Source organism: Larkinella arboricola (assembly GCF_003259745.1).
GTDB lineage: Bacteria > Bacteroidota > Bacteroidia > Cytophagales > Spirosomataceae > Larkinella > Larkinella arboricola.
On the sequence record NZ_QLMC01000004.1, the window covers coordinates 367,278 to 379,758 of the forward strand.

Below are 12,481 nucleotides of genomic sequence, written 5' to 3' on the forward strand. Positions count from 1 at the left end.
CAGGGCGCTACAGATACCGGTGTTTCGGAATAAAACCGTTGTCAGGCTTTTCAGCGGTTTCTTTCTAACTTTCAGGCCAAAACCTTTCCGGCGTGAGATCACGTTATGAAAAAAATAATAATTGCCGTTTTGACGATGGCTTCCCTGATGGCTTGTAACAACGGACAGAACCACACTGCCACCAACGCGGATTTCGCGAAAACCGTGGATGATTATTACGAAGAACGCCTGAAACTGTTTCCGCTGGAAGCGACCTTTCAGGGCGATGACCGGTATAACGATCAGCTTCCAAACAGCATTTCGCAGGAATTTCTCGATCAGACCCGGGCGTTCTATGGATCTTATCTTAAAAAGCTGACGGCTTTTGACCGGGAGAAACTATCGGAGCAGGATCAGATTTCGTACGATATTCTCAAACGTGAACTCGAACTGCAACTAGAGCAATTTACATTCCACCTCGAATACGTGCCGTTTTCGCAGTTTGAAGGGCTGACCTTGACGTTTGGCCAGTTGGGCAGCGGAGCGGGGGCACAGCCGTTCGCAACCGTGAAGGACTACGACGACTGGCTGAAACGGGTTTCGGCCTTCCGGGTATGGGGCGATACGGCGGTGGCCAATTTCCGCAAGGGTCTGGCCGCCGGGGTGGTGTGGCCCAAAAGTCTGGTGGAGAAAATGATTCCCCAGATGACCGATCTGGTGGTGACCGACCCGACCAAAAGCCTGTTCTACGGCCCAATTAACCGCCTGCCCAAAGATTTTGGTGAAGCTGATAAAACCCGGCTGACGGCGGCTTACAAAACCGCTATTCTGGAGGAAATTGTGCCAACGTACAAAAAACTGGGCGATTTCCTGAAAAACGAATACCTGCCCAAAGCGCGCACGAGCTCGGGTGTCGATGCCTGGCCGCAGGGGGCGGAACTGTACCAGTATGAAGTGCGGACCTGGACCACCACCGATAAAACGCCGGAAGAAATTTACCAGACCGGCCTGAAAGAAGTGGCCCGGATTCGGGGCGAAATGGAGAAGGTAAAAACGCAGGTGGGCTTTACCGGTACGCTGGACCAGTTTTTTACGCACCTGAAAACCGACCCGAAACTGTATCCGTACAAACAGCCGAAGGAGGTGCTGGCGGCTTTCAACGCCATTCTGGCCAAGATTGAGCCGAACCTGAAAAAGATGTTTACCCAAACGCCGAAGTCGAAATTCGAAATCCGGCAAACGGAGAAGTTTCGGGAGGCATCGGCCAGCGCCGAATACAACCCGGCCTCGGCGGACGGCAGCCGACCCGGTATTTTTTACGTGCCGATTCCGGATGCGACCAAGTTTAACGTGACCTCTGGCATGGAATCGCTGTTTCTGCACGAAGCCATTCCGGGGCACCACTACCAGATTTCGCTGCAACAGGAAAATACCGACCTTCCCAAGTTCCGGCGGTTTGCGTGGTACGGGGCTTACGGCGAAGGATGGGCGTTATATTGCGAGTCGCTGGGCCGGGAACTGGGCCTGTACACCGATCCGTACCAGTACATGGGGGCGCTGAACGACGAAATTCACCGGGCCATCCGGCTGGTGGTTGATGTGGCGATTCATACCAAACAGATGACCCGCGAGCAGGCCATTCAGTACATGATGGCCAACGAGCCGATTGCGGAAGACGGCGCGGTGGCCGAAATTGAGCGGTATATGGCCATACCCGGTCAGGCACTGTCGTACAAAATCGGCGCGCTGAAAATCCGCGAACTGCGCGCCAAATACGAGCAGCAACTGGGCGACAAGTTTAGTCTGGCGGCTTTCCACGACGAATTTCTGAAAGACGGTTGTATGCCGCTGGATGTGCTGGAGCGGAAAATGGATGCCTGGGCCGCGCGGCAGGGAAATTAACAAGGGCTGAACACACGTTTCGAATGATACAGATTGGAAAAATAAATACCCTTAAAGCCCTGCGCGAAACCAGCGTCGGTTTTTTTCTGGGCGATGAGGATGATAATGATGTTTTACTGCCGAACAAATACGTGCCCCGAACGCTCCGGGTGGATGATTTGATCGATGTATTTGTTTATACCGATTCCGAAGACCGGCCCATTGCGACCACCCTGACACCCAGGATCAAGCGTAACGAATTTGCCCGGTTGCAGGTGGTTTCGGTCACACGTGTGGGGGCGTTTCTGGATTGGGGGCTGGAAAAAGATTTGCTGGTGCCCTACCGGGAGCAAACTCGTCCGATGGAAGTCGGGCGCTGGTATGTGGTGTATCTGTACCTCGATCACGAAACCGACCGGCTGGTGGCTTCCAACCGCCTGAACCGCTTTCTGGACACGGGCAAACCGAATCTGGAAGAAGGCGAGGAGGTGTCGCTGCTGGCGTATGAATCCACCGACCTGGGTATCAATGTGATCATCAACAACCGGTATCGGGGGCTGGTGTATGCCAACGAAATTTTCCAGCGTGTTTATCCCGGTGACCAGTTGACGGGCTACATCAAGCAGGTTCGGGAGGATAACCGGGTGGATGTAAGCTTGCAGAAACCGGGCTTCGAAAACGTCGAATCGGGTGCCCAGCGGATTCTGGATGCGCTGGACGACGGGCGCGGCTTTTTGCCACTTCACGACAAAAGCGATCCGGACGAGATTTACCGGGTGCTGGAAATGAGTAAGAAAACCTTCAAGAAAGCCGTGGGGACGCTTTTTAAAGAACGGAAAATTGTAATTAAGGACGACGGTATCTACCGGGTTTAATCTCCCGGATCCGCGATGGTCCCACGTCCAACTTATGCCGTGGAACCGTCGCGGGCGTGCCGGTATGTCGGCCAACGTGCTGCTTTTTGTCAGGATGAATCGCTCAGGGAGCTAATTATCTTGATTTTTATCGAACGGCGGTTTTGAAGGACGCTTACCAGAGAGTGCCGGTTTGAACAAGCCCTTTCCCGCTGCGGGTAGCGGATAGAAACGCTTGCCACAACTGCCGGAGAAGACCGGCCGCGGTTGGTAAAAAAGATAGAAAAATTTTAAACCAACTACGACCGAAATTGTTGCTTAATTCGATTGTTGCTTACAATAATCTACTAAAAACGAACGCCATGATCGAGCCAAAGGACAACAACCACAACACCTCTGGAAACAACAAGCTGCCTGAGCAGGAATCGGCAGGTGGAGGCACAACCATCCTGACTACCCGGCAGGGCCACCCTATTTACGACAACCAGAATACCCGGACAGTGGGGAACCGCGGCCCAGCGACGCTTGAAAATTATCAGTTGCTGGAAAAGATGTCCCATTTTGACCGGGAACGGGTGCCCGAACGGGTGGTACATGCCCGGGGGGCAGGTGCTCACGGCATTTTTGAAGCCTATGGAACCGTTGGCGACGATCCCATTTCAAAGTACACACGGGCCAAGGTGTTTGAAAAAGGAAAGGTTACACCGTTGTTTGTGCGTTTTTCAACGGTTATTCATGGTGGACACTCGCCCGAAACCTTACGCGATCCCCGCGGCTTTGCCGTCAAAATGTATACCGAGGATGGCAACTGGGATTTGGTGGGCAACAACCTCAAAATCTTTTTTATCCGGGATGCCCTGAAATTTCCGGATTTTATCCACGCCTTTAAACCCGATCCGGTCACGAACCGGCAGGACCCCAACCGGCAGTTTGACTTTATCAGCCACACGCCCGAGGCCATGCACATGATAACCTTCCTGTTCTCGCCCTGGGGGATTCCGGCGAGCTACCGGCATATGCAGGGCTCCGGCGTCAATACCTACAAATGGGTTAACAGCGAAGGGGAAGCCGTTCTGGTGAAGTACCACTGGGAACCGTTGCAGGGCATTAAAAACCTGACGCAGAAGCAGGCGGAAGAAATTCAGGCCAAAAACTTCAATCATGCGACGCAGGATTTGTACGAAGCCATCGAGCAGGGTGAATTTCCGGAATGGGAACTCAACGTGCAGATCATGAGCGACGACGATCACCCGGAACTGGATTTTGATCCGCTGGATGATACCAAACTCTGGCCTAACGATCAGTTTCCGTGGTATCCGATTGGTAAAATGACCCTGAACCGTAACCCGGTTAATTACTTTGCCGAAGTCGAGCAGTCGGCTTTTGGTACGGGTGTGCTGGTGGATGGATTGGATTTCTCGGACGATAAAATGTTGCAGGGGCGCACCTTCTCGTATTCGGATACACAACGGTATCGGGTGGGAACCAATTACCTGCAATTACCGATCAACTCACCCCGCAAACACGTGGCTACCAACCAGCGGGACGGGCAAATGGCCTATTATCAGGACATTGCGCCCGGCACAAACCCGCATGTGAATTATGAGCCCTCCAGCCTGGGCGGTCTGAAGGAGGCAACCCGCCCCGGCAAGGATTATACGCCGTCTTATCAGGCCAAACTGGTTCGGGAGAAAATCAGCCGGCAGAACGATTTCAAACAGGCCGGTGAAACCTACCGCAATTTCGAGGATTGGGAACGGGATGAACTTATTTCCAACCTGGTGGGCGCACTTTCAGCCTCCGAAAAACACATTCAGGACAAGATGGTTGAAATGTTCACGCAATGTGATGAGGACTATGGCCGCCGGGTGGCAGAAGGGTTGAAGATGGCGGCTGAGTCGAAGGAAAAGAGGATGGACGTATCCAAAACCGAGAGAGAAGGGCAGGCTGTTCAGCAGGCCGAACAGGAATCAACCGACGCAAAACCGTATTGATGTTCTCAAACGAAATAAGATGGATAGTCAGGTGAATGCCCTTTTCGATGCCGCCAGGACCGGCGACGTTGCCCTGCTGAACGAATTGATTGCTGCGGGTGTGGACATCAACAGCCGGGATGCGAGGGGCTACACTCCGCTCATCCTGGCTGCTTATAATGAGCAGTTGGAAGCAACCCGGGTTTTGCTCGAAGCCGGTGCCGATGTGAATGCCGGTGACGCGGGCGGAAACACGGCCCTGATGGGTGTTTGTTTCAAAGGCTATGCGCCGATTGCTGAACTGCTCATTGCCCACGGAGCGGACCTGAATCTGCAACACGGGAATGGCGGTACGGCCCTGATGTTTGCCACCATGTTTGGCCGGAACAAGCTGGTAAAACTGGTGATGGACCACGGGGCTAATCCCACACTGCGGGAAAACCGTGGCCTGACGGCTATGGATCTGGCGATTCAGCAGGGAAATGTGGAAGCCGCCGAAATTCTGGAAGCTTATCACCAATAAAGATGACCCGACTGGCGGGAACCAGAATTTACATACTAGGTACAGGGGCATTACCGGTAAGGTGATGCCCCTGTTTATTTACGGGCAAGCACCTTATCAATTACTTCCGTCAGCGTCTGATTAAACCGGTCGGGGTCCTCAATCATCGGATAATGACAGGTACTCGGAACGTGGAAAATTTCGTGATCGACCGTCAGATACCGTTGTAGCGGTTCTTCATTAAACGGTAGATAATCCGCATTGATGACGTAAAATTTGAATTTCAGTTGTTGAAGCAGTTCACGCTCCCGCTGGTAATAGTTGAAAACCTGCGCGATGATGGGGCGGCCCATCGGTGGGTAAGCAGTGCGGTAATCGGTGGCCACCCTTCTGGCAACGGGTTCGGGCGTTTGCGGGGTGAGAAGGGCCAGATAAGCGTACTGTTCACTGGTATTTTCAAAATCCGTTTTCAGATTCTCTACGAGGGCTTCGGCCTGCTCCTGATACTCGTCGGGCAGGGGTGTACCGGCATTCTTGAACATATCGACAACGATAAAGCCGATGATGGGTTCGGGGTAAGCCACAGCCGCTTCCAGCGTGGCACAGGCCCCCATCGAATGCCCAATCAGAATGACGTTTTGCAACTCCAATTCCCGGATGAGCGTCACCACATCCTGTCCAAAACCCTCCACCGACCAATGCGCCCGGTCGCGACCCGACTCTCCGTGACCCGGTAAGTCCAGCGTAACCACTTGAAAGTCTGGGCTGAAAAAAGCCACCTGATTGTCCCAATACGTCTGGTTGATAAACGCCCCGTGCACAAACAGCAGTGTAGTGTTACCTTTACCTTCCAACCGGTAGCGAATTGTTGTTCCGTCGCGCTGGATTTCTTTCATCAGAAACGGTTTTGGTTAGATTTTAAAAGCAGAGTTGAGCTGAAATACCGACCCGTCAAAATTCCGCTGAACCCTTACTTGTCGAGCGTATAAAATTCGTACATGATTTTCCAGGTGAACTCCTTGCCCGGCTCCACGTTCACCGCAATAAACGGTTCGGGCGACAGGTTTTTCGGGTTTGACCAGAAAGCCAGTTTCGACAGGGGCCGGTCGGCGCGAATCCGGACGCCCGCGCCGGTTTTGGTGTTTTCCACCTTAATGTCGTAATCGCTGGCGTTGGGTCCGTAGCCCTCAATCAGCGTGTAGATGCTTTCCCGGTTTTGCAGCGGACGCAGAAAGCGCAATTCCCGGGTGTTGCTGGCCAGAATATCCTTCAAATCATCGGTCGGTTTGATGGCAAACGGAAACTGTACCCGGAAATCCGGACCCGACGGCTGTTCGTCGATCACCAGAAAGTTGTGGTTGTACACGGCGGTTTCGATCTTTTGCTTTCCGGTGTTTTTCAGCCGGTGTTCCAGCACCAGTTCGGGCTTGCCTTTGGTGAGCTTAACGGTTTTTTCGTACTCATACGAATACCCGGCGGCATCCTTCAGAACGTGCGTAAACCGCACCTGATCGCCTTTTTTCTGCACCGACCACTTGCCGCTATCCACGTGTTTATATGGAGCCACAAACTTATAGGGGCCGTTATCAATTTTCTGAAGGCTGCCCACACCGATCTTGACAAACAACTCACCCGGTTTGGCCTGATCGTAACCGATGGGGTCAAAGGCTTCAACCGGACCAATGATGGCGTCGTGCAGATACGGGTCGTATTGCTGAAACCATTTGCCAAAATACGTATGGCCTTTGTACTCCAGATTCGCAATAACCCCGGCCCAATCGAAGCGCGTACCCCGGTAGTAACCGTTTTCTGTATCGGGTAAATAAAGCGTTGCTTTCACCGAGTCGTTGGAAATCTGCGCTTGCGGAATGTCAACGAGGGTGGCCGCAATCAGGGAAGAAGCCAGCAGCAGGCCAGACAGGTATTTTATCATCGTCGTACCAAGGGACTAACGTCCGTGTTTTCTATGAGTTATGAGTTTGGGAATGCTATACGCTATAAAGCCTTGATCAACCCCCGACGCCGGAGCAGCGGTTTGATGTCCGGTTCGGCACCCCGGAAGTTTTTGTAGAGCGTCATCGGTTCGTCGGTGCCCCCGCGTTCGAGTACGTTTTTCCGGAACGACTGCGCCGATTTCGGGTCGAACAGCCCTTTCTGCTTGAACACCTCAAAGGCGTCGGCATCCAGCACCGCCGACCAGATGTAACTGTAGTAGCCCGCCGAGTAACCACCCGCAAAAATGTGCTGGAAGTACGTGCTCCGGTACCGCGGAGGAATCTGCGGAATCAGGCCAATTTTGTCCATCGACTGTTTTTCAAACGCCAGCACGTCGGTGGGCGTCTGGTCGGGTTTGAGCGTGTGGTAATCCATATCAAGCAGCGAAGCGGCCAGGTATTCGGTCGTGGCAAACCCCTGGTTGAACAGGCTGCTTTTGTTGATTTTATCGATCAGCGCATCCGGAATTACTTCGCCGGTTTTGTAGTGTTTGGCGTACAGTTTCAGCATCTGCGCTTCCTCCGACCAGTTTTCCATGATCTGCGAGGGCAGTTCCACAAAGTCGCGCGGTACCGACGTTCCCGACAGGCTACCGTAGGTAACATTAGAGAGCAGACCGTGCAGGGCGTGACCAAATTCGTGGAAGAACGTACGGGTTTCGTCCAGACTGAGCAGGGCGGGGGCATCACCGGCCGGGCGCGAGAAGTTGCAGACAATCGACACCACCGGCGTTATTTTCTTGCCGTTCTGTACTTCCTGCCGCCGGAAGCTGGTCATCCAGGCACCCCCGCGTTTGCTCGCCCGTGGGTGGAAATCCATGTAAAAAATGCCCACATGTCGTCCATCCGCTTCCTTGACCTCATAAGCCAGCACTTCCTCGTGATACACCGGCAAATCTTTCCGGAGTTCGAAGCGCAGACCGTACAGCCGGTTGGTGAGCATGAAAATACCGTTCCGCACGTTGTCGAGCGAAAAATAGGGTTTGAGTTCTTCGGCGTTCAGGGCGTATTTTTCCTTGCGGAGCTTTTCGGCATAATACCGCCAGTCCCAGCTTTCTAACGTTTCGTTTTTACCGTCTTTGTCCATCAGGGCCTGCAACTCGGCGGCTTCCTGTTTGGTAACCGGCACCGTGGCCGCCCAGAGCTGGTTGAGCAACTCACTTACTTTGGCCGGGGTCTGCGCCATGCTTTCTTCCAGGATGTACGCGGCATGGTTTTCGTAGCCCAGCAACTGCGCTTTTTCGGCCCGTAGCTTCACCATCCGGGCCATGATTTCCTTGTTATCGCGCTCGTCGTTGTGGTTGCCGCGTTCGAGGTAGGCTTTGAAAATCTGCTCACGGAGTGCCCGGTTGTCGGCATACTCCAGAAACGGCATGATGCTCGGGTTTTGCAGCGTAAATACCCACTTCCGACCCGTCGGCCCGTCGGCCAGATTGCGCTTTTTCGCTTCGTCGGCGGCTGCGCTCACCAGGGCGGCTGGCAAACCGCTAAGATCTTCCGGTTTGTCGATTACCAGGGTATAGGCGTTGTTTTCGGCCAGCAGGTTTTGTCCAAATTTCAGGGTCAGTACCGACAGCTCTTCGTTAATTTTCCGCAGACGATCCTGCTTTTCGGGCGTCAGCGCGGCACCACCCCGTACGAAACTCTTATACGTTTTCTCGAGCAGGCGTTGCTGTTCGCCGGTTAGCTTCAGTTTGTTACGCTGGTCGTATACGGCTTTGACCCGTTTGAACAGCGCCGGGTTTAGCGAAATATCGTCGCCATTTTTTGCCAGTTTGGGAGCAACAGACTGCGCAATTTTCTGAAGAGCCTCGCTGGTGTTGGCGTTGTTAAGGTTGAAAAATACCGTACTGACCCGGCTGAGCAGATCGCCACTGGCTTCCAGGGCTTCAATGGTGTTGGCAAAAGTCGGGGCCTGCGTCTGGCCGGTAATCTTCGCAATTTCAGCCGCCTGTTGTTTAATGCCTTCGTCAAAAGCCGGTTCGTAGTGTTCGGGTTTAATTTTTTCAAAGTCCGGTACGCCAAACGGGGTAGTGTAGGCGCTGAAAAAAGGATTGTTCGCCGTCGGTTGCCCGTTTGCTGCTGCGAAAGCCGTCAGAAACATAGTTGTTGCCAGAAAAATATGCGTCACTTTCATAAACGAACGCGTTGGTTGGGGTAATTCAAAACTACAGAATCGAATGGCGAAAGGCAAACAAAGCCTTGTCGGGTTTAGACGCGGGATGGGCTACTTCATCCCGGATTTTGGCGACTTCAGTATACAGTTAATTGAATACCAGCTGAATGGCTGGTTATCTTTGTAATGTACAAAGCGGATTGAGTTGGGCGCTGTACTCCGTAAACTAGTTGCCCAGAAAAAAAGTCTACCACTTTCACGGAGTACAGCGTCCGGGTACGCAAGCCGTAGAATTTTGTCCGCCAGTGAACAGTAAATGTCCGTAAGCGTACAGTTGATATAGCTGGCTTGGTTGTTAAAATTCTGTTTATAAGCATGTTATCTAACTGGCACGGCATTTGAATTCTTACTAAACGAATTTGTAAACAACACTTTTGAACATAATTAATAACAAACAACAACAAATACTAACTACGAAACGCCATGTTAAATCTGCTGAGTAACCTGATCTGTACCGCTCTGTTGAGCGTCCCTACCAATGGTGAAACCACGGCTCCCAAGGCGCTGTCCTTCGGTGCGAGTGCGTATGTAACTTCGCAAAATCATATTCGGGTAGCCGTTGAAAAGTCGGCTCCTGCGTCGGTGGTGTTGCTGCTGCGGAACAGCAAAAAACAAATCATTTTTCGGGAAACGATCTCGAAAAAAGAACTGAAATACGCGGCCAGACTGGATGTGCAAAATCTGGAAGACGGTGCGTATGAACTGGAATTCAAGTCGGCCGAGGGCGCTATCCGGAAGCAGGTGAATCTGGTCACCAAACCGGTCACCACGCCAACCCGGATGGTTGTCATGAACGCTCCCGCGGAATAATTGAAAAGTTTTTAAACTGAAAAACCACCTCTGTTACGCGGAGGTGGTTTTTTGTTTTTTGCCGAAATGGCTCTTGTCGGTGTGGATAATTAGTAAGACCGTGAGAATGAGGTTAGATATCTTACCTGAAGTTCCGGTTAGGCCGGAAACTTATTCATTATGTATCTGTTGTTTTTAGGTATGACGCCCGGTAAGTAAAAAAGGTTGGAACGGTTTTCGAAAATATTCTCTTTACTTCGCGGTACGTCGGGCAAAACCGGCAACGGCCCCGACTTGAACGTGCACCATCATGAAATTTGAAGATTATCGTATTGCCCCCCAAATCAAGCGGAACCTGGAAGGTTTAGGTTTTAAAAAGCCGACCGATATTCAGTACAAGTCGATACCGCCGATTCTGAAAGGGGAGGATGTGCTGGCGATTGCGCAAACCGGCACGGGAAAAACCGCGGCTTTTGCCATTCCGGTGGTGAGTATTCTTTCTGAACGTAAAATGGCCCGGAGCATCGAAGGGATCAAGTGCCTGGTGATGGTGCCAACGCGGGAACTGGCCATTCAGATTACGAGCGTGTTTGAAAAAATTGCCCGTTATACAAACCTGAAAGTATTTTCGGTGTTCGGTGGAGTGGAGCAGGGGCCGCAGATTGCCCGACTGGAAAACGGTATTGATATTTTGATTGCCACGCCGGGCCGGATGTTCGATCTGGTCAGCCAGGGTTATATCCGGCTGCAACGGGTTGAAATTCTGATTCTGGACGAAGCCGATCACATGCTCGATCTGGGTTTTATCAAGGACATTCAGGACCTGATGAAATTTTTACCCCGGAAGCGGCAAACACTGTTTTTTTCGGCGACGATTAACGAAAAAATCAAGAAGCTGGCGTACTCGCTGGTACACAACGCCATCCGGATTCAGATTTCGCCCAACGATCCGGTGGCCAGAAACATCGACCATTCCGTGGCTTTCGTCGGCATGGACGACAAACGGTTTTTCCTGGAACGGCTTATCCGCGAGCATCCCGACAGCAAAATTCTGGTGTTTGTCCGGACCAAGGTGCGGGCTGAGCGGGTGATGAAAGCCCTGGAGCGCGTGAACATTTCGAGCCAGACGATTCACGGCGACAAGGAGCAGAAAGACCGCTTGCAGGTCCTGAATCAGTTTCGGGACGGTTCGGTTAAAGTGTTGATTGCTACAGATGTAAGTGCGAGAGGTATTGATATTGCGAATGTAGATTACGTGGTCAACTACGACCTGCCGGAGCAACCTGAAAACTACGTTCACCGCGTTGGGCGGACGGGGCGCGGTACGCAGAAAGGTCAGGCGTTTTCGTTTTGCAGTCCGGAGGAAAAGCCAATTCTATCCGAAATTGAAAAATACCTGACGAAGCCCATCAGAGTAGTTAATATCGATAACGACACCTACGAAGAAACCGTCGCTACCAGCGACGCAGCCCAGTTTGACCTGAAGGCGCTGCTGAAAGAAGCGGAGGAGTTTGAACTGGGGCGGAAGAAGCGGAAGAAGTAAGAGATTAGCCGGATTCGGCGTAAGCGCAGAAGGGTGGACGCGAAATAAAAAAGCGCGGATTATTTCAATCCAAACCGTTGTTGAACGCATACTGAAAGGACCATCGATAGCTTTCACCAACCGGGGAACTACCCGGTTGGTGAAACTCTTCTGAACTTCCTTATGAAATCTGAATCTGGGTCGGAGCTTTTTGCTTGGCTTCTTCTTTTTTGGGAAGCACGATGTGCAGAATACCGTCGGTATAGCGCGCTTCTATCTGCTGCTGATCACAGGTTTCCGGCAACCAAAATGAACGGGAGAAGGCGTGGTAACTGAATTCCCGTTTGGTATACTGACCGTTCTGGTCTTTTTCTTCGTTCTGGTAATGCTGTTGCGAAGACACCGTTAGTTTGCCGTTGTCGAGCGTCAGGTTGAAGTCTTCTTTCCGCATTCCCGGTGCTGCTAACTCGATGGAATACCGGTCGGCATCTTCTTTAATATTCACCGCCGGTACGGTAGCACCTACCCGTGACCGGGTTACGCCCGGCCAGTTGAAGTTAAACAATTCGTCCATGTCTCTGCCCATGAATTCATCCAGCAGAGAGGGGCGATTCCCGTTTCCATTGAATTTAACCAGTGACATTGTTCTTTAAGGTTTAAAGTGAAACATGAAACGTTTTCACTCCTCATTTAAACAACTCGAATGCCAATTTTAAATATCTGGCAGGCACATTTTATAATTGTGACAATGTGTCATTTTGAGCTGTAAATATGTCAGCAGAGAGGGGCTTTTATGGATAGTTTTGTCAGC

The 12,481-nt window shown here is 51.9% G+C and carries 10 protein-coding genes; 6 read left to right on the forward strand and 4 right to left on the reverse strand.

From position 1 onward, the window contains the following. Window positions 1–105: 105 nt before the first annotated feature. The 4 genes from LX87_RS17245 (at window position 106) to LX87_RS17260 (ending at window position 5,210) form a co-directional block, all read left to right on the forward strand. Window positions 106–1,881 (forward strand): DUF885 domain-containing protein, encoded by a 1,776-nt coding sequence (locus tag LX87_RS17245; protein ID WP_111629511.1) that lies wholly within the window; start codon window positions 106–108, stop codon window positions 1,879–1,881. A 23-nt stretch (window positions 1,882–1,904) separates the two neighbouring features. After that, window positions 1,905–2,735, forward strand: coding sequence for a CvfB family protein (locus tag LX87_RS17250; protein WP_111629512.1), 831 nt, complete (start codon window positions 1,905–1,907; stop codon window positions 2,733–2,735). 341 nt (window positions 2,736–3,076) lie between these two features. Beyond that, window positions 3,077–4,708 carry a catalase gene (locus tag LX87_RS17255; RefSeq protein WP_111629876.1) on the forward strand — a complete coding sequence of 544 codons (1,632 nt, stop codon included), beginning with the start codon at window positions 3,077–3,079 and terminating at the stop codon, window positions 4,706–4,708. A gap of 19 nt (window positions 4,709–4,727) precedes the next feature. Further along, window positions 4,728–5,210: an ankyrin repeat domain-containing protein gene (locus LX87_RS17260; protein ID WP_111629513.1), complete on the forward strand. Its 483-nt coding sequence runs from the start codon at window positions 4,728–4,730 to the stop codon at window positions 5,208–5,210. 74 nt (window positions 5,211–5,284) lie between these two features. Here the strand turns inward: LX87_RS17260 and LX87_RS17265 are convergent, their stop codons facing one another. The 3 genes from LX87_RS17265 to LX87_RS17275 all read right to left on the reverse strand — a co-directional run bounded on the left by LX87_RS17265 (window position 5,285) and on the right by LX87_RS17275 (window position 9,320). Beyond that, entirely contained in the window at window positions 5,285–6,085 is an 801-nt protein-coding gene (locus LX87_RS17265) for an alpha/beta fold hydrolase (RefSeq protein WP_111629514.1), read from the reverse strand. A gap of 74 nt (window positions 6,086–6,159) precedes the next feature. Further along, window positions 6,160–7,122 carry a hypothetical protein gene (locus tag LX87_RS17270; protein ID WP_111629515.1) on the reverse strand — a complete coding sequence of 321 codons (963 nt, stop codon included), beginning with the start codon at window positions 7,120–7,122 and terminating at the stop codon, window positions 6,160–6,162. 62 nt (window positions 7,123–7,184) lie between these two features. Then, window positions 7,185–9,320: a M3 family metallopeptidase gene (locus LX87_RS17275; RefSeq protein ID WP_111629516.1), complete on the reverse strand. Its 2,136-nt coding sequence runs from the start codon at window positions 9,318–9,320 to the stop codon at window positions 7,185–7,187. A gap of 462 nt (window positions 9,321–9,782) precedes the next feature. Between LX87_RS17275 and LX87_RS17280 the strand changes: the two genes are divergently transcribed. Together LX87_RS17280 and LX87_RS17285 are read left to right on the forward strand one after the other, a co-directional pair. Continuing rightward, on the forward strand, window positions 9,783–10,169 hold the full coding sequence (locus tag LX87_RS17280) for a hypothetical protein (RefSeq protein ID WP_229310703.1): 387 nt from the start codon (window positions 9,783–9,785) through the stop codon (window positions 10,167–10,169). Window positions 10,170–10,458: 289 nt separating this feature from the next. Next, window positions 10,459–11,691: a DEAD/DEAH box helicase gene (locus tag LX87_RS17285; protein ID WP_111629517.1), complete on the forward strand. Its 1,233-nt coding sequence runs from the start codon at window positions 10,459–10,461 to the stop codon at window positions 11,689–11,691. 160 nt (window positions 11,692–11,851) lie between these two features. Here the strand turns inward: LX87_RS17285 and LX87_RS17290 are convergent, their stop codons facing one another. Further along, window positions 11,852–12,313: an Hsp20/alpha crystallin family protein gene (locus LX87_RS17290; RefSeq protein ID WP_111629518.1), complete on the reverse strand. Its 462-nt coding sequence runs from the start codon at window positions 12,311–12,313 to the stop codon at window positions 11,852–11,854. Window positions 12,314–12,481: the final 168 nt, after the last annotated feature.